We start from the raw sequence: 18451 nt of genomic DNA on the forward strand, positions 1-18451 counted from the left end.
CCCCTCTTGGTACTGCCTGAACCTGTGCGAAAGGGCCCTGCTCACCAGGGCCCTTTGGCATGCCCGGCGACTGTCCGGCGACACAGTGCCGTATCGCCGGACAGCGCCCGTGCCGTTGCCCGGCCCGGCCGCTGACCGACGCGGGTCAGCGGCGCAGCCCAGAGCCACCGCCCCGGCCCCCTGGCGGACCGTAGAGACTACCCCCCAGGTGTCGACAGCCGCCCCCGGGAACGTCTCCGGAGTGCGGCGCAGCCCTCCGGATCAAGCCACCCCTATTTCGTGAATGAATTCACGATCCGGATTACGATCAGCAATACGATCAGCTATACGTCGCGCCGCATGCCAATGGACCTGGCGTCAATGCGTTTGAGGCATTACCACTTTCGAGCCCCCTGTGGATCCCCGGATCATTTGCTGAAGGGCATGCGAAGGCCAATTCCGCTTACCGCGCACTGTTTTGATCAGGATCCGGTACCTACAATCCGTCCACATCTTGAGCTCGGTCCAAGCGTCAAGGAGGACGAATGGCGGGGCTTTCTACCCCTCATCAGTTTGACCAGCCCACTACCTTCGCAGCCGCAGTACTGACAGACGACAACCGTCTCATCGTCGTGGTGATCGCGGTCGTCGCCCTTGCGGCGCTTGCCGTCGCCGGGGTCCTGGTCCGCCAGGTGCTCGCGGCGGGCGAGGGCACCGAAAGCATGAAGGAGATCGCGGTCGCGATCCAGGAGGGCGCGAATGCCTACCTGGGGCGGCAGATGCGTACCCTCGGGGTATTCGCCGTCGTGGTGTTCTTCCTGCTCATGCTGCTGCCCGCGGACGACTGGAATCAGCGTGCCGGCCGATCGGTCTTCTTCTTGATCGGCGCGGCGTTCTCGGCGACCACCGGATATATCGGCATGTGGCTCGCCGTACGCAGCAATGTCCGCGTGGCCGCCGCGGCACGGGAAGCGACCCCGGCGGAGGGTGAGCCCGAAAAGGATCTCACCGCCGTCTCGCACAAAGCCATGAAGATCGCTTTCCGTACGGGCGGCGTCGTCGGCATGTTCACGGTGGGGCTCGGTCTGCTGGGCGCCTCCTGTGTGGTGCTGGTGTACGCGGCCGACGCGCCGAAGGTCCTGGAGGGCTTCGGTCTCGGCGCCGCGCTGATCGCCATGTTCATGCGTGTCGGCGGCGGCATCTTCACCAAGGCCGCCGACGTCGGCGCCGACCTGGTCGGCAAGGTCGAGCAGGGCATTCCGGAGGACGATCCGCGCAATGCCGCGACCATCGCGGACAACGTGGGCGACAACGTCGGTGACTGCGCCGGTATGGCCGCCGACCTCTTCGAGTCGTACGCCGTCACGCTCGTCGCCGCGCTGATCCTCGGCAAGGCGGCGTTCGGGGACTCCGGGCTCGCCTTCCCGCTGATCGTGCCCGCGATCGGGGTACTCACCGCGATGATCGGCATCTTCGCGGTCGCTCCGCGCCGTGCGGACCGCAGCGGGATGAGCGCCATCAACCGTGGCTTCTTCATCTCCGCGGTGATCTCGCTGGCGCTGGTGGCCGTGGCCGTCTTCGTCTATCTGCCGTCCTCGTACGCCGACCTGGACGGTGTCACCGACGAGGCCATCCTCGGCAAGGCCGGTGACCCGCGGATCCTCGCGCTCCTCGCGGTCGCCATCGGCATCGTGCTGGCCGCGCTGATCCAGCAGCTGACCGGCTACTTCACCGAGACGACCCGTCGCCCGGTGAAGGACATCGGCAAGACCTCGCTCACCGGCCCGGCCACCGTCGTCCTCGCCGGTATCTCGATCGGTCTCGAATCGGCCGTCTACACCGCGCTGCTGATCGGCCTCGGCGTCTACGGGGCCTTCCTGCTCGGCGGTACGTCGATCATGCTGGCGCTGTTCGCGGTGGCCCTCGCCGGAACGGGCCTGCTCACCACGGTCGGCGTCATCGTCGCCATGGACACCTTCGGGCCGGTCTCCGACAACGCGCAGGGCATCGCCGAGATGTCGGGCGACGTCGAGGGCGCGGGCGCGCAGGTGCTCACCGACCTGGACGCCGTCGGCAACACCACCAAGGCCATCACCAAGGGCATCGCCATCGCCACCGCGGTACTGGCGGCGGCGGCGCTCTTCGGCTCGTACCGGGACGCCATCCTCACGGCCGCGAACGACGTGGGGCAGAAGGTGTCGGGTCCGGGCGCCCCGATGAACCTGATGATGGACATCTCGCAGCCCAACAACCTGGTCGGGCTCATCGCGGGCGCCGCGGTCGTCTTCCTCTTCTCGGGGCTGGCGATCAACGCGGTGTCCCGGTCCGCCGGGGCCGTGGTCTACGAGGTGCGGCGGCAGTTCCGTGAGCGCCCCGGGATCATGGACTACAGCGAGAAGCCCGAGTACGGGCGCGTCGTCGACATCTGTACGAAGGACGCGCTTCGCGAGCTGACCACGCCCGGTCTGCTCGCCGTACTGACACCGATCGCGATCGGGTTCACGCTCGGGGTGGGCGCGCTCGGCGCCTTCCTCGCGGGCGCCATCGGCACCGGCACGCTGATGGCGGTCTTCCTGGCCAACTCCGGAGGCGCGTGGGACAACGCCAAGAAGCTCGTCGAGGACGGCCACCACGGCGGCAAGGGCAGCGAGGCCCATGCCGCGACGGTGATCGGCGACACGATCGGTGACCCCTTCAAGGACACCGCGGGACCCGCGATCAACCCCCTCCTGAAGGTGATGAACCTGGTGGCGCTGCTCATCGCGCCGGCAGTGGTCAAATTCAGCTACGGCGACGACAAGAGCGTGGGCATGCGGGTCCTCATCGCGGTGCTCTCGCTCGCCGTCATCATCGGCGCGGTGTACGTGTCCAAGCGGCGCGGCATCGCGGTGGGCGACGAGGGCAACTCCGAGCGGGTGGCCAAACCGGTCGATCCGGCGGTGGTCTCGTAGCCCCCGGGTCCGGCTGAGCGGTTTCCGTCCAACGGGCGGGCGGACAGTACGTACTGACGTGCCGTCCGCCCGCCCGTCCGTGCGTACGCCGGTGTGTATGCCTGTGTGTACGCCCTGTTTCGTGAGCCTTATCTCGCCCGTTCCCCGCCTGGTGCAAATGGCTTCAATAACGGTCCAAACGGATGTTCGTCACGGTGGTGTCGCCCGATTGGCGTGTATGTTCCGGGGCCGAGAGCCATGGAAGGGACCAACCCGGTGAACAAGAAGCTCGCGGCCGCGCTGTCCGGCGGTGCGGTACTGGTACTGGCGCTGTCGGGATGCAGCAGCAGTGACGACAACAGCGACAAGCTGAACGCCTGGGCCAAGCAGGTCTGCGACGCGGTGAAGCCGCAGGCCAAGAAGATCTCGGCCGCCAACACCGCCATCCAGAAGCAGACCTCGGACAACAGCACCCCGGCGGACGTCCAGAAGACCGACGCCCAGGCCTTCCAGGACATGTCCGACGCCTACAAGGCGATCGGCAGTGCCGTGAACAAGGCCGGGGCGCCGGACGTGGAGGGCGGCGAGAAGAAGAAGACGGACGCCGTCAAGGAGCTCAACACCATCTCCGCGTCGTACGGCGATCTCAAGAAGCAGGTCGACGACCTCGACACCAAGGACCAGGCGAAGTTCGCCGACGGTCTGAAGGGGATCGCCACCCAGCTCGACAAGCTGAGCCAGAGCGGCAACGACGCCCTCGCGAAGCTGGAGGAGGGCGACGTGGGCAAGGCGATGGCCAAGCAGGAGAGCTGCAAGAGCGCGTCCCCGTCCGCCTCGGCGTCGAAGAGCTGAACCCCGGCGGATCCGCTGCCCGGCGCCGGGGGCCGCTCAGGCCCTCCGGCGCGGGCCCACCCGCGCGGCGCCGGGGGCGGGTCACAATGGGCGGGTGAGTAACACCAGCCTGGCACCGCTGCCCTCGTCCGACCGCACCGACGTCACCGCACGGCTGCGGGACGCCCTCCTGGGCGCCTCCTTCAGCGCCGACGGGCTGCTCGACCTGCTCGGCGCCCCCGCGTACGCGGCGCTGGCCCGCAGCGAGACCGTGCCCGCGCTCCGGGCCACCCGGGGCGACTCCCCGCTGGAAGCCCTCGTACGGCTGTTCCTGCTGCAGCAGCCCGTGCCGCACGCGCGCGTGGCGGACGTTCTGCCGGTGGAGGACTGCCTGGAGGGCGGCTGGCTGACCCGCGTCGGCGGGGACGAGGTCGCGGCGGTCGTCGACGTACGGCCGTACGGCGGACCGGGCGGCGAGGACTGGTTCATCGTCTCGGACCTGGGCTGCGCGGTCGGCGGGGCCGGCGGCATCGGCAGCCATGACGAAGGCGTCGTACTCGGAGTGGGCGGCGCGTCCACCACCCTCGCGGGCATCACCGTGCGCGGCCCCTTCGCCTCCGCGCTCGACCTCGGCACCGGCTCCGGGATCCAGGCGCTGCACGCCGCACAGCACGCCACGCGCGTGAGCGCGACCGACCTCAACCCCCGCGCGCTGCACATCACCGCGCTCACGCTCGCGCTGTCCGGCGCTCCGGCGGCAGACCTGCGCGAGGGCTCCCTCTTCGAGCCGGTGGGCGACGAGACGTTCGACCTCATCGTCTCCAACCCGCCCTTCGTGATCTCCCCCGGCGCCCGGCTCACCTACCGCGACGGCGGGATGGGCGGGGACGATCTGTGCCGCACGCTCGTGTCGCAGGCGGGCGACCGGCTGAACGCGGGGGGATACGCCCAGTTCCTGGCCAACTGGCAGCACGTGGAGGGCGAGGACTGGCAGGACCGGCTGCGCTCCTGGGTGCCGCGCGGCTGCGACGCGTGGATCGTGCAGCGCGAGGTCCAGGACGTCACGCAGTACGCCGAACTGTGGCTGCGCGACGCGGGCGACCACCACGCCGATCCCGTGGAGTACCAGGCGCGGTACGACGCCTGGCTGGACGAGTTCGAGGCGCGCAAGGTGAAGGCCGTCGGCTTCGGCTGGATCACGCTGCGCAGGTCGGACGCGGAGCTGCCCTCCGTCGTCCTGGAGGAGTGGCCGCACTCCGTCGAGCAGCCGCTCGGCGACACCGTGCGCGCGCACTTCGAGCGGGTCGACTATCTGCGTGAGCACGACGACGCGGCCCTGCTGGCGGCGCACTTCAGGCTGGGCGGCGAGATCGTGCAGGAGCAGGTCGGGCTGCCCGGCGCCGAGGACCCCGAGCACGTCGTGCTGCGCCAGCACCGCGGGATGCGGCGGGCCACGAAGGTCGACACGGTCGGCGCCGGTTTCGCGGGCGTCTGCGACGGCACACTGAGCGCCGGACGCATCCTGGACGCCATCGCCCAGCTGGTCGGAGAGGACCCGGTGCTGCTGCGCGACCGGACGCCCGCCCAGATCCGGCTGCTGGTCGAGCAGGGATTCATCGAGCCCGTGGCGCACTGACGTCACGGTGACGCCATGGGGCGCCAGGAGGCGCCGGGAGGCGGGCCGTTGCGGCCGACGCAGCGGTGCTCCGGGCCCGCCGGATGACGTGAACTCGTCGTCGGCGACCGGTCGGGAGCGACACGACTGATGTGTATCTGTGCCGATGAGCCTGATGTGTCGGTTCTGGCGTGATTGGTACGCAAAAGGTCTCCTGTCAGTGGTACGTGCGAAGCTACCTTCGAGAGACAGAACGCACGCGTCCTCGGGGGAGGCGCGCTGTCTCGGGGGAGGCTGTATGTCGGGGGACACACCGGGTCGGGGTGAAGGCAGGCTGATCGGCGGGCGGTACCGGCTGCTGCGCACGCTGGGCGCGGGCGGTATGGGCCGCGTCTGGCTGGCGTACGACGAGGAGTTGGCCTGCGAGGTCTCCATGAAGGAGATCAACCTGCCCGATGCGCCGATGGATTCGGGCGAGTCCGCGGGCGAGGGCTCCGGCGAAAGGGCGGAGCCGGGGGCCCAGGAGCGTATCGCCCGGGCCCGCAGCGAGGCACGGAACGCGGCGCGGCTGCGCGGCCACCCCCATGTGGCCACCGTGCACGACGTGTTGATGCACGAGGGGCTGCCCTGGATCGTCATGGAGTTCGTGCCGGACGCCGTCGATCTCCAGACGGTCGTCCGGCGGGCGGGGCCGCTGACGCCCGAGCAGACGGCGCGGATCGGGCTCGGCGTGCTCGACGCGCTCACCGCCGGGCACCGGATCGGGATCCTCCACCGCGATGTGAAACCCGCCAACATCCTGCTGGCCCCGGACGCCTCGGGCGATCCCTACGCGCGCGTGCTGCTCACCGACTACGGCATCGCGCTGCAGCCCGAGTCCCGCGAACCCCGGCTCACCGCCACGGCCGGCATCCTCGGCACGCCCGGGTACCTCTCGCCGGAGCGGGCCCGCGGTGAGCCGCCCACGCCGGCCGCCGACATGTTCTCGCTCGGCGCCACCCTGTACGCGACGGTCGAGGGCCGCGGTCCGTTCGACCGGCACGGCGAGTACGCGACCCTGACGGCCCTGCTGAGCGAGGAGCCCACGCCGCCTCAGCGAGCGGGTGAACTGGCGCCTGTGCTGCACGGCCTGCTGGTGAAGGACCCGGTGCGCAGGTTCTCGCCGGAGGCGGTGACGCGAGGGCTGGAGCGTGTCCTGCAGAGTCCGCAGAGTCCGCCGGGCGGGGTCTTCGGGCCGCCGCCCGGGGCGGTCCTGGGCGGCGGGGCCGCTGCCGCGGCTGCCGCGGCAGCCGCGGGCGGGCCGGCGTGGTCGGCACCGACCCCCGGATCGGGGCCCGGGACGCCCGGGTCCGCGCCCGGCCCCGGACAGCCCGGAGCGTTCTCGCAGCCTCCCGGAGGGCCGCCCGCACCCCAGGGTCACACCCCGCAGACTCCGCACACTCCGGGCGGCCCCGTCCCGCACCAGGCCTCGCCGGGCGGTGGGCAGAGCCCCGGGGCGCACGGCCCGTACCAGTCCTGGAATCCCTATGCGAGCGATCCCTCCGCGCAGGCGTCGCCGTCCCCGCAGGCCTCGCCCTCCTCGCCGTACGCCGGCGGCGGATACCCGCCCTACGGGAGCGGTTCGACGGCGGTCGCCGGCCTCGACGGCGGACAGGGCGGACAGGGGGACCAGGGCGGTCCGGGCGGCAGGCGGCGCAAGCTGCCCACCGCGGCGGTCGTCGCGATCGTCGTGGCGGTGGTGCTGGCGGTCGGCGGCGGCTCGTGGGCCGTCGTCGCGCTCCGCGACGACGGCAAGAAGGAGGCGGGGCCCGGCGGGACGGCCTCCCCCTCGCCGGACGGCACCGGGCCCTCCGACGAGCCGACGGGACCGGCTCTTCCGTACGGCACACAGGTGGGGCTGACCAAGCCGCTGAGGACCGGGGACTGTGTGCGGGCCGTCTGGCCCGGAACGCCGTTCAAGTCGGTGCCGAACCTCGGCGTCGTGGACTGCGGGAAGGACAATCCGGACGGCCAGGTGGTGGCCGTGGACACGGCGGCCGACTACGCCGACGCCCGCGCCGAGGGCGCGAGGCGCTGCGAGCGGCAGGGCGAGGAGATCGCCGAGGCGCTGCCCGACGCGGACCTCTACACCGTGACGCCGACGGAGCGCGGCTTCGAGAAGGCCGAGGCCCGCACGGCATGTCTCGTCCTCGGACGGCACGCCGCCATCGGTGGCGCGGTGGGCAGTTTCCGCGAGGGAGGCTCGCAGCTGGCGGCGGGTCAGATGATCGACGGCGACTGCTGGAACGGGGTGTCGGAGAAGGACCTCTACCGGGCCACGTTGACGGACTGCGACGAGCTGCACGACAACCAGGTCATAGGCGTCGTTCCGACCCCGGCGAACATGGACTACAAGAAGGGCATCGACAACGCGAGCAAGCTCTGCAGCAACAAGTTCGAGTCGACCTGGGCCCCCGACACCGAGCGGGTCGTCTACGGCTGGATAGCCGACAAGTACTCCTGGAACCAGGGATTCACCACGGCGGTGTGCACGGTGAGCCGTGGCGACGGCGCGCAGACGAGCGGAAAGATACCGTCGCCCGGCGCGGTGTGACGGACTCCACCCGAAGGCATGGTCCGCTCCCGGTGCGGGAGCGGTGCGGTGGCGGGTGCGGCAGCGGTGCGGGCCGGGGTGTGCGCCGTCCCGCACCGGGGCGCACGGAGTCGGCCGCCTCCCGTTCATCTCGGGTTGGGATGTCGGCTTCCCGGAGGTGCCAGCGTCCCCACCAGAGCACGCGAGGGCGGGACGCGGGGCCCGCGAGGGCGGGACCCGGTGACACACGAGGGCGGAGGGACGAGCCATGGAGAGCGGACCGGCGATCTTCACGGGATCGGTGTTCGCCCTGTTCGGAGGCGGACTGCTGCTGTGGACCGCGGTCCGGCTGCGGCAGCGCGCCCCCGTCGCCCACGGGGTGAGCCCCGTCGCATCGGTGACGGTCGCGGGCTTCGCCGGGACGGCTGCCGTGCTCCTCGCGGTGTGGTGTTTCACTCGCGTCTGAGCGCCGCCGCCGTCGACGCGCCGGTCCGCCCCGCTCCTCGGGCGATGCCTCCCGCAGTCCGCCCGGTGCCGCCCCGCCGCCCGGGCAACGCCGCCCCGGTGCCCGGGAAACGCCGTCTCCGCTGTCCTGGAATCGCCGTACGGCGGTGGGCGCGGGCAAGATCGACGCCGGTCGGACTTCCCCTCTCCGGTAATTGAGAGGTCACGCTCCGGATGTCCCGGAAACGGCAGGTCGGCACTCCGGGCGGCAGGAATGGCGGGACTCGGGTTACCGTTCGAGTGGCCGTTGCGGGCTTTTCCCGTTTGACACGGGGGCGGGATGTACCGTCACACTCCGCAGCGTCAGCATGACCCGACCCCCGGGTTCAAGGCCTGGGGCGAGACCCCCTGCGTCGACCGGAGAGAAGAGCGAAGTTGTCCCCGACCAGCGAGACCGCACACGGCGGCCGCCGACTCGTCATCGTCGAGTCGCCTGCCAAGGCGAAGACGATCAAGGGCTATCTCGGCCCCGGATACGTCGTCGAAGCGAGTGTCGGGCACATCCGCGACCTCCCCAACGGCGCCGCGGAGGTGCCCGAGAAGTACACCGGCGAGGTGCGTCGGCTCGGTGTGGACGTCGAGAACGACTTCCAGCCGATCTACGTGGTCAACGCTGACAAAAGGGCGCAGGTCAAGAAGCTCAAGGACCTGCTGAAGGATTCCGACGAGCTCTTCCTCGCAACCGATGAGGACCGCGAGGGCGAGGCCATCGCGTGGCACCTTCTTGAGGTCCTGAAGCCCAAGGTCCCCGTCCACCGGATGGTCTTCCACGAGATCACCAAGGACGCGATCCGCAGCGCCGTCGCCAACCCGCGCGAGCTCAACCAGCGCATGGTCGATGCCCAGGAGACCCGCCGTATCCTCGACCGCCTCTACGGCTACGAGGTCTCGCCGGTCCTGTGGAAGAAGGTCATGCCACGGCTGTCGGCTGGCCGCGTCCAGTCGGTCGCGACCCGACTCGTCGTCGAGCGGGAGCGCGAGCGCATCGCCTTCCGCTCCGCCGAGTACTGGGACCTGACCGGCACCTTCGGCACCGGCCGCGCCGGTGACCGCAGCGACCCGTCGAACCTGGTCGCCCGGCTGACCGCGGTCGACGGCAAGCGTGTCGCCCAGGGCCGCGACTTCGACTCGCTCGGGCAGATCAAGGGCGCGAACACCCTCCACCTGGACGAGGCCGACGCCCGCGCGCTGGCCGCCGCCCTGGAGAGCACCGACTTCGCCGTCCGGTCCGTCGAGTCGAAGCCGTACCGACGCTCGCCGTACGCACCGTTCCGTACGACCACGCTCCAGCAGGAGGCGAGCCGCAAGCTCGGCTTCGGCGCGAAGTCCACGATGCAGGTGGCGCAGAAGCTGTACGAGAACGGCTTCATCACCTACATGCGTACGGACTCCACGACCCTCTCGGACACCGCGATCACCGCGGCCCGCGCTCAGGTCACGCAGCTGTACGGCGCCAGCTACCTGCCGGACAAGCCGCGTACGTACGCCGGGAAGGTGAAGAACGCGCAGGAGGCGCACGAGGCGATCCGTCCCTCGGGCGACCGCTTCCGCACCCCGGCCGAGACGGGTCTGACCGGCGACCAGTTCCGGCTGTACGAGCTGATCTGGAAGCGCACCGTCGCCTCCCAGATGAAGGACGCGGTCGGCAACTCCGTCACCGTCAAGATCGCGGGCAGGGCCTCCGACGGCCGGGACGCCGAGTTCAGCGCGTCCGGCAAGACGATCACCTTCCACGGCTTCCTGAAGGCGTACGTCGAGGGCGCGGACGACCCGAACGCCGAGCTGGACGACCGTGAGCGCCGCCTCCCGCAGGTCGAGGAGGGCGACCCGCTGTCCGCCGAGGAGATCTCGGTCGACGGCCACGCGACCAAGCCCCCGGCCCGTTACACCGAGGCCAGCCTGGTCAAGGAGCTCGAAGAGCGGGAGATCGGCCGCCCGTCGACGTACGCGTCGATCATCGGCACGATCCTCGACCGCGGCTACGTATTCAAGAAGGGGACGGCCCTGGTGCCCTCCTTCCTGTCCTTCGCCGTGGTCAACCTCCTGGAGAAGCACTTCGGGCGGCTCGTCGACTACGACTTCACGGCCAAGATGGAGGACGACCTCGACCGCATCGCGCGGGGCGAGGCCCAGTCCGTCCCGTGGCTCAGGCGCTTCTACTTCGGCGAGGGCGAGGCGACCGGCGCCGCGGAGGCCGGCAACGGCGACGGCGACCACCTGGGCGGCCTCAAGGAGCTCGTCACCGACCTCGGTGCCATCGACGCCCGCGAGGTCTCCTCGTTCCCCGTGATGGGCGGCGACATCATGCTGCGCGTCGGCCGCTACGGCCCGTACGTGGAGCGTGGCGAGAAGGACTCCGAGAACCACCAGCGTGCCGACGTGCCCGAGGACCTGGCACCCGACGAGCTGACCGTCGAGCTCGCCGAGGAACTGCTCGCCAAGCCGAGCGGCGACTTCGAGCTGGGCGCCGACCCCGAGTCGGGCCACCAGATCATCGCCCGTGACGGCCGCTACGGCCCGTACGTCACCGAGGTGCTGCCCGAGGGCACCCCGAAGACCGGCAAGAACGCCGTGAAGCCGCGTACGGCCTCGCTCTTCAAGTCGATGTCCCTGGACACCGTGACGCTAGCGGACGCGCTCAAGCTGATGTCGCTGCCCCGCGTCGTCGGTACGGACGCCGAGGGCGTGGAGATCACCGCGCAGAACGGCCGCTACGGCCCGTACCTGAAGAAGGGCACCGACTCCCGCTCCCTCACGAGCGAGGACCAGCTCTTCACGATCACGCTCGACGAGGCCCTCGCGATCTACGCGCAGCCCAAGCAGCGGGGCCGCGCCGCCGCCAAGCCGCCGCTGAAGGAACTGGGCGCCGACCCGGTCAGCGGGCAGCCCGTCGTCGTCAAGGACGGACGCTTCGGCGCGTACGTCACCGACGGCGAGACCAACGCGACCCTGCGGTCCGACGACAGTGTCGAGGCGATCACTCCGGAGCGGGGCTTCGAACTCCTCGCGGAGAAGCGCGCCAAGGGGCCGGCGAAGAAGACGGCCAAGAAGGCGGCGAAGAAGGCCCCCGCCAAGAAGGCGCCCGCGAAGAAAACAGCGGCAAAGAAGACGGCTGCTACGAAAACGGCGGCAAAGAAGACCACCGCTACGAAGAAGACGGCCGCAAAGAAGACCACAGCGAAGGCCACGGCCGCCAAGGCGACCGCCGAGGACTGAGCTGTTCTTCACAGAGGATCAACTGACCTCCGGTACCCGCAACGAACGCCCCGACACCACTTGGTGTCGAGGGCGTTCGCATGTTCGGGGCCCTCTTCGGGGACCGGGTGCGTCCGGATAGGCTGGCAGGATGACGCGAGCCGAGCAGCCAACGGCCCACACTTCGGCCCCCGACGACTCCCTGGTCGCAGACTCACGGGAGCGAGCCGTCCGGGCGCTGCTGCGTGTACCGCAACTGAGGCGGCTGTGGAGCGCCCAGCTGGTGAGCGGCGTCGGTGACGCCCTCGCCCTGCTGGTGCTGGTCCTGCTCGCCCTGCAGGCGGCGGTGTCCGACGGCTCCTTCGGAGGCGGCTACCGCGGAGTGGCCCTCGCCGTGTCGGCGGTCTTCGGCGCACGCATCCTCGCGACGCTCCTCTTCGGAGCGGTGCTGCTGGGCCCGCTCACCTCGCTCACCGCCCAGGACGGTCCGCTCGACCGCCGCTGGACCATGGTCGGCGCGGACGGCGTACGGGCCGTACTGCTGATCATCGCCCCCCTGTGGATCGACTGGACCCCCGAGAACGCGCTGGCCGTGCTCCTCGTGACGGCGTTCGTCATCGGGGTCGCCGAGCGCTTCTGGACGGTGTGCCGCGAGAGCGCGGCGCCCGCGCTGCTGCCCGCGCCCCCGCTGGAGGGCGCGACGGTACGACCGCTGCCCGACCACATGGACGCCCTGCGGCGCCTCGCCCTGCGTACGGGATTCGTCGCCGCGCCTCTCGCGGCGGCGGTGCTCGTCGTCGCCGGGCTCCTCAACAACCTGCTGGGCGCCGGACTCGCGTGGTTCGACCAGCACCAGGCGGCGCTCGCCTCGTACGTCTCGGCGGGCCTGTTCGCCGCGTCCCTGTCGGTGCTCACCTTCCTCGAACTGCCCGACGTGCGCACCCCGCGCGCGCGGTCGCCGCTGGAGGGACTGCGCCGCCCCAGGACGGGTTCGGGCATCGACAAGGGCCGCACCGGGGCCATCCCGCTGCTGGTGCTCGCCTGCGCGGCCGTCGCCGGAGCCGTCGCGGCGGCCGTCGCCGTGGCCGTGCTGCACGCCAAGGACCTGGGCGGCGGCCCGGTGACCTTCGGACTGCTGGTGCTCGCGGTGACCGGCGGGGTCGTGGTCGGCATCCGTACGGCGCCCAAGCTGCTGCCGTCCCTGTCGCGCCGGCGGCTGCTCGCCCTGGCGATCGCCTTCACCGGCATCGCGCTGCTCGCCACCGGACTCGTCCCCGACGTCACCACCGTGCTCCTGATCGTCGGCCTCGCCGGCATCGGCGCGGGCATCGCCGCCAACACCGGCCACGCCCTGCTCGACCAGGAGGCCGAGGACTACCGCCGCGCGCGGACGACGGAACACCTGCACGCGGTCGTACGGGTCTTCGTGGCCGTCGGCGTCCTGGTGGCGCCGCTCGTGGCGGCGGCCATCGGTCCGCACCGCCTGGAGAACGGCAAGTTCGTCTTCGCGCACGGCGGCGCCGCCTTCACCCTGATGCTGGTCGGCGCGCTGCTCCTGCCGGTCGCCGCACTGGTTCTCGCCAAGGCCGACGACCGCTCCGGAGTACCCCTTCGGCACGACCTGCGGGACGCGCTGCGCGGCGGGGACGACCCGGTGCAGGCGCCCACCGACGCCGGGTTCTTCATCGCCCTGGAGGGCGGCGACGGGGCCGGCAAGTCCACCCAGGCCGAGGCCCTCGCGGAGTGGATCCGCGCCAAGGGACACGAGGTCGTGGTGACGCGCGAGCCCGGCGCCACCCCCGTCGGCAAGCGGCTGCGGTCGATCCTCCTCGACGTGTCGTCGGCCGGCCTCTCGCACCGCGCGGAGGCTCTGCTGTACGCGGCCGACCGCGCCGAGCACGTGGACACCGTGGTGCGGCCCGCGCTGGAACGCGGCGCGGTCGTGGTCTCGGACCGGTACATCGACTCCTCGGTGGCCTACCAGGGAGCGGGGCGCGATCTGTCCCCCACCGAGGTCTCCCGCATCAACCGCTGGGCCACGGACGGGCTCGTACCGCATCTGACGGTCCTGCTGGATGTGGCGCCGGAGACCGCGCGCGAGAGGTTCACCGAGGCGCCGGACCGGCTGGAGTCGGAGCCCGCCGAGTTCCACGCGCGCGTGCGGTCCGGTTTCCTGACGCTGGCCGCCGCCGACCCCGGCCGCTACCTGGTCGTCGACGCCGGGCAGGAGCCCGAGTCCGTCACGACCGTGATCCGGCACCGGCTCGACGTGGTGCTGCCCCTCTCCGAGGCCGAGATCAAGGCCAAGGAGGAGGCACGCAAGGCCGCCGAGGAAGAGGCGCGCCGCAAGGCGGAGGAAGAGGCCGCCCGCAAGGCCGAGGAGGAGCGGCTGGAGCGCGAGCGCCAGGAACAGCTCGCCCGGCTGCGCGCCGAGGAGGAAGAGCGCAAGCGGCTCGAACTGGAAGAGGCGCAGCGGCGCGAGGCCGAGCGGCAGGCCGAGGAGGCCCGGCAGCGCGCCGAGGCCGCACGCGTGCGTGCCGAGCAGGAGAAGGCACGGCAGCTCGCCGAGGAGAAGGCCCGCGCGGCCGAGGAGGAGCGCCGGCGCAAGCAGGCCGAGGAGGAGGCGCGGCTGCGGGCCGAGGCCGAGGAGCGGCGCCTGGAGAAGCAGCGGAAGGCCGAGGAGGCGCTCGTCCGGGCCGAGGAGGCACGGCGGGCGGCCGAGGCGGCTGCCGCTGTGGCGGCGGCCAATACCGCTTCCGCGGCTGCGGCGGCTTCGGCGCGGGCTGCTGCCGCGTCGTCCCCGTCCGGGGGAGCCGCGTCTGTGACCTCCGCGCCTGTGAGCTCCGCGCCTTCCGGAGGGGCTGGGTCCGGTCAGGCGGCCGGTGGTTCGGGCAGCGTGAGCCCTGACACCGGGGACTCGGGCAGCGCGAGGCCCGACAACGGGGGCCCCGACAACGAGGGCCCTGACAACGAGAGCACCGTGCAGACGCCCATGGTGACGCCGACGAACGCTTCCGGCGGGCCGGTCGACGAGACGGCCGTGCTGCCTCCGGTGCCGCCGCAGGACGCCCGGCCGGCTGCTGGTTCGCGGGCCGGTTCGGTCGGTGGTCCGGGCGCCGGTTCGGTGGGTGGCTCGGCCGGTGACGAGACGGCTGTGCTGCCGCAGGTGCCGCAGCCCCCGCAGGGCGCCGCCGACGAGACCGCGGTGCTGCCGCCGGTCCGTCCGGAGCCCGCCGCGGACGAGACGGCGGTCCTTCCCCCGGTACGGGACGAGCGTGGCCGTGGGCCCGAGGACCGGGTGCCTCCCGGGTACGGGACCGGAGCCGGGACCGGGGCCTCCGACGGTGGTACTCGTGAGTTGCCCCAGGTCGACGCCCAGGGCAGGCCCCGGCGGCGCCCCCGTTCGGACTGGGCGGAGGAGACCCCGCTGGACGATCTGCCGACGCTGGCCGACGAGTTGCTGGGCCCGCGGGACGACGACGAGCGGGACGAGGGGAACGGTCGCCGGCGGCGCTGACGGCAGCGCGGGCGGGGCGTAAGAGGGGGCGTCGGCAGAGGCGGCAGCGGCGTCGGCAGGGCGCCGGCGGTGGGGCCGGGCCGGCGTCCGGGCCCCGTTGTCAGTGCCCTCCCGCACAATGGGACGCAGCAGGCACACGTGCGAGAAAAGGCGCGACTGCGGGTGTGGCTGTGGCTGTGGCTGTGGCTGTGGCGATGACAGTGCTCGCACCGGCGGCTGCGCCGGCGACGGCAGGTTCGACGAAAGGGCGGCGCCCCATGACGGTATGGGACGACCTGGTGGGCCAGGAGAAGGTGAGCGGCCAGCTTGAGGCCGCCGCGCGGGACGCCGACGCCCTCGTCACCGCGGTCGCCGCCGACACCCCGTTGCCCGAGGCCTCGAAGATGACGCACGCGTGGCTCTTCACGGGGCCGCCGGGTTCGGGCCGCTCCACCACGGCACGTGCCTTCGCGGCTGCCCTGCAGTGCACCAGCCCCGACCGCGCCCTCGGCGGGATCCCCGGCTGCGGATTCTGCGACGGCTGTCACACGAGCCTGATCGGTACGCACGCGGACGTGCAGATCATCCGCACCGACCTCCTCTCCATCGGTGTGAAGGAGACGCGCGACCTGGTCCGCCGCGCCCAGCTGTCCCCGGCGGTCGGCCGTTGGCAGGTCATCGTCATGGAGGACGCCGACCGTCTCACCGAGGGCGCGGGCAACGTACTGCTGAAGGCCGTCGAGGAGCCCGCCCCGCGTACGGTCTGGCTCCTGTGCGCGCCCTCCCTGGAGGACGTGCTGCCCACGATCCGCTCCCGGTGCCGCCACCTCACGCTCCGGACGCCCTCGGTGGCCGCGGTCGCCGACGTCCTCGTACGCCGCGACGGCATCGAGCCGGACATCGCCGCCGCCGTGGCCCGCGCCACCCAGGGCCACATCGGGCGGGCCCGGCGCCTCGCCACGGACGAGCGGGCCCGCGCACGCCGGGCCGCCGTCCTGAAGCTGCCGCTGCGCGTCGACGACGTGGGCGCCTGCCTGAAAGCGGCCCAGGAGCTGATCGACGCGGCCTCCGAGGACGCCAAACAGGTCGCCGAGGAGACCGACGTCAAGGAGACCGAGGACATGAAGGCGGCCCTCGGCGCCGGACAGGGCGGCCGTATGCCACGTGGCACCGCGGGGGTGATGAAGGAGCTGGAGGACAAGCAGAAGCGCCGCAAGACGCGTACGCAGCGCGACAGCCTGGACCTGGCCCTGATCGACCTCACGGCTTTCTACCGCGACGTGCTCGCCCTGCAGTTCGGCACGGATCTCGCCCTCGCCAACACGGAGATGCAGGACGCGCTGGACCGGCTGGCCCGGGGGTCGTCACCCGAGGCCACCCTGCGCCGCATAGAGGCGATCGCCGCCTGCCGCGAGGCCCTGGACCGGAACGTGGCTCCGCTGCTGGCGGTGGAGGCCATGACGATGGCACTGCGGGCGGGGTGACGCGGGCCCGGACGGCGGCCTGACTCCGGGGGGCCGCCGCGGTGGGCTGACCCCGGGGGCCGCCGCGGTGGGCTGACCCCGGGGACCGACCCGGCGGGTCGACGAACGGGGACCGGCGCGGCGGGGTGGCGCAGATCGAACGGGGCGTTGACGGTGTCACTCGTACGAGGCATGCGGGCAACTCTGAGCGATCAAGGCATCGCACAGGGTTACGCTCGGTCGATGTATACCAGGCGCCGGCCCGAGTCGTCCCGGGCCCACCGTTCCTTCCGCTCCTTGCCCTCCTACCGTGCCTACGGCACCCTGTTCGCCGTCGCCGGACTCCTCGCCTCCGCCTGCTCCGCGGGGAGTTCGACGACCGCCGCGAGCCCGGCCGGTTCGGTGGCGCTGCACGCGCTGCCCGAGGCGACCCCGTCCGCGCTGGCCCCGTACTACGCGCAGCGGCCGAACTGGCGGGACTGCGGTGTGGCCGGCTTCGAGTGCGGCACGCTGAAGGCGCCGCTCGACTACGCGGAGCCGGCCAAGGGCGACATCCGGCTGGCCGTGGCCCGCAAGAAGGCCACGGGGCCGGGCAAGCGGATCGGCTCGCTGCTGGTCAACCCGGGAGGGCCGGGCGGATCGGCGGTCGACTACCTCCAGTCGTACGCGGGGATCGGTTACCCGGCGAAGGTGCGCGCCCGCTACGACATGGTGGCGGTGGACCCACGGGGCGTCGCCCGCAGCGAGCCCGTCGAGTGCCTCACGGGCAAGCGGATGGACGCGTACACGCAGACGGACACGACCCCCGACAACGCGCGCGAGACCGCCGAACTGGTCGACGCCTACAAGGAGTTCGCGGCGGCCTGCGGACAGCGCTCGGCGAACCTGCTGCGCCATGTGTCCACGGTCGAGGCGGCCCGTGACATGGATCTCGTACGGGCCGCGCTGGGCGACGAGAAGCTGACGTACGTGGGTGCCTCGTACGGCACGTTCCTCGGGGCGACCTACGCGGGCCTGTATCCGGAGCGCGTCGGCCGGCTGGTCCTGGACGGCGCGATGGACCCGTCCCTGCCCGCGCGGCAGCTGAACCGGGACCAGACGGCAGGCTTCGACACGGCCTTCCGGTCCTTCGCGAAGGACTGCGTGGGGGAGTCCGACTGCCCGCTGGGCGGGAAGGGCACGTCTCCTGAGCAGGTCGGCAAGAACCTGAAGGCGTTCTTCCAGCAGTTGGACTCCGCTCCCATCGACGCGGGCGACGCGGACGGCCGCAAGCTGGGCGAGGCGCTGGCCACGACCGGTGTCATCGCCGCGATGTACGACGAGGGGGCCTGGCCGCAACTGCGCGAGGCCCTGACCACGGCCATGAAGGACAAGGACGGCGCGGGCCTGCTCGTGTTGTCCGACAGCTACTACGAGCGGGAGGCGGACGGTACGTACGCGAACCTGATGTCCGCCAACGCCGCGGTCAACTGCCTGGACCTGCCCGCCGCCTTCGCCTCCCCCGAGGAGGTCGAGAAGGGCGTCCCCGACTTCGAGAAGGCCTCCCCTGTCTTCGGCAAGGGCCTCGCCTGGGCCTCGCTGAACTGCGCCTACTGGCCGGTCGAGCCGACCGGTGAGCCGCACCGCATCGAGGCGAAGGGCGCGGCGCCCATCGTCGTCGTCGGCACGGTCCGGGACCCCGCGACGCCCTACCCCTGGGCGCAGGCCCTCGCCACGCAGCTCTCCTCCGGGGCGCTCCTGACCTACGACGGCGACGGCCACACGGCGTACGGCCGCGGCAGCGCCTGCATCGACTCCGCGATCAACCAGTACCTGCTCGAAGGCACCCCTCCGCCGAAGGGAAAGCGCTGCTCAGCGACCTGATCG

At 71.7% G+C, this 18451-nt stretch carries 9 protein-coding genes; all 9 read left to right on the top strand.

Features of this window, described 5'->3' with window-relative positions:
- The first annotated feature begins 524 nt into the window (after positions 1–524).
- The 9 genes from C6Y14_RS20445 (at position 525) to C6Y14_RS20490 (ending at position 18448) form a co-directional block, all read left to right on the top strand.
- A complete protein-coding gene (locus C6Y14_RS20445; protein WP_107018162.1) occupies positions 525–2930 on the top strand; it encodes a sodium-translocating pyrophosphatase in 2406 nt (801 codons plus the stop codon).
- 237 nt (positions 2931–3167) lie between these two features.
- Positions 3168–3761, top strand: a complete 594-nt coding sequence (locus C6Y14_RS20450; protein ID WP_107018163.1) for a small secreted protein — start codon at positions 3168–3170, stop codon at positions 3759–3761.
- 94 nt (positions 3762–3855) lie between these two features.
- Positions 3856–5376: a DUF7059 domain-containing protein gene (locus C6Y14_RS20455; protein ID WP_107018164.1), complete on the top strand. Its 1521-nt coding sequence runs from the start codon at positions 3856–3858 to the stop codon at positions 5374–5376.
- 277 nt (positions 5377–5653) lie between these two features.
- Positions 5654–7948 (top strand): serine/threonine-protein kinase, encoded by a 2295-nt coding sequence (locus C6Y14_RS20460; protein ID WP_107018165.1) that lies wholly within the window; start codon positions 5654–5656, stop codon positions 7946–7948.
- A gap of 247 nt (positions 7949–8195) precedes the next feature.
- On the top strand, positions 8196–8393 hold the full coding sequence (locus tag C6Y14_RS20465; RefSeq protein ID WP_107018166.1) for a hypothetical protein: 198 nt from the start codon (positions 8196–8198) through the stop codon (positions 8391–8393).
- 413 nt (positions 8394–8806) lie between these two features.
- Entirely contained in the window at positions 8807–11647 is a 2841-nt protein-coding gene (gene topA, locus C6Y14_RS20470; protein ID WP_107018167.1) for a type I DNA topoisomerase, read from the top strand.
- Positions 11648–11777: 130 nt separating this feature from the next.
- Positions 11778–15143 (top strand): dTMP kinase, encoded by a 3366-nt coding sequence (gene tmk / locus C6Y14_RS20475; RefSeq protein WP_107018168.1) that lies wholly within the window; start codon positions 11778–11780, stop codon positions 15141–15143.
- A 257-nt stretch (positions 15144–15400) separates the two neighbouring features.
- A complete protein-coding gene (locus C6Y14_RS20485; RefSeq protein WP_107018170.1) occupies positions 15401–16606 on the top strand; it encodes a DNA polymerase III subunit delta' in 1206 nt (401 codons plus the stop codon).
- A gap of 222 nt (positions 16607–16828) precedes the next feature.
- Positions 16829–18448 carry an alpha/beta hydrolase gene (locus C6Y14_RS20490; protein ID WP_107018171.1) on the top strand — a complete coding sequence of 540 codons (1620 nt, stop codon included), beginning with the start codon at positions 16829–16831 and terminating at the stop codon, positions 18446–18448.
- Positions 18449–18451 lie beyond the last annotated feature (3 nt).

This window comes from Streptomyces dioscori (assembly GCF_003024195.1).
In the GTDB taxonomy this organism is placed as follows: Bacteria; Actinomycetota; Actinomycetes; order Streptomycetales; family Streptomycetaceae; genus Streptomyces; species Streptomyces dioscori.

Coding starts and splice junctions, on each gene's coding strand:
- C6Y14_RS20445 (WP_107018162.1), top strand. CDS start 525: ATGGCGGGGCTTTCTACCCCTCATCAGTTTGACCAGCCCACTACCTTC.
- C6Y14_RS20450 (WP_107018163.1), top strand. CDS start 3,168: ATGGAAGGGACCAACCCGGTGAACAAGAAGCTCGCGGCCGCGCTGTCC.
- C6Y14_RS20460 (WP_107018165.1), top strand. CDS start 5,654: ATGTCGGGGGACACACCGGGTCGGGGTGAAGGCAGGCTGATCGGCGGG.
- C6Y14_RS20465 (WP_107018166.1), top strand. CDS start 8,196: ATGGAGAGCGGACCGGCGATCTTCACGGGATCGGTGTTCGCCCTGTTC.
- tmk (WP_107018168.1), top strand. CDS start 11,778: ATGACGCGAGCCGAGCAGCCAACGGCCCACACTTCGGCCCCCGACGAC.
- C6Y14_RS20485 (WP_107018170.1), top strand. CDS start 15,401: ATGACGGTATGGGACGACCTGGTGGGCCAGGAGAAGGTGAGCGGCCAG.
- C6Y14_RS20490 (WP_107018171.1), top strand. CDS start 16,829: ATGTATACCAGGCGCCGGCCCGAGTCGTCCCGGGCCCACCGTTCCTTC.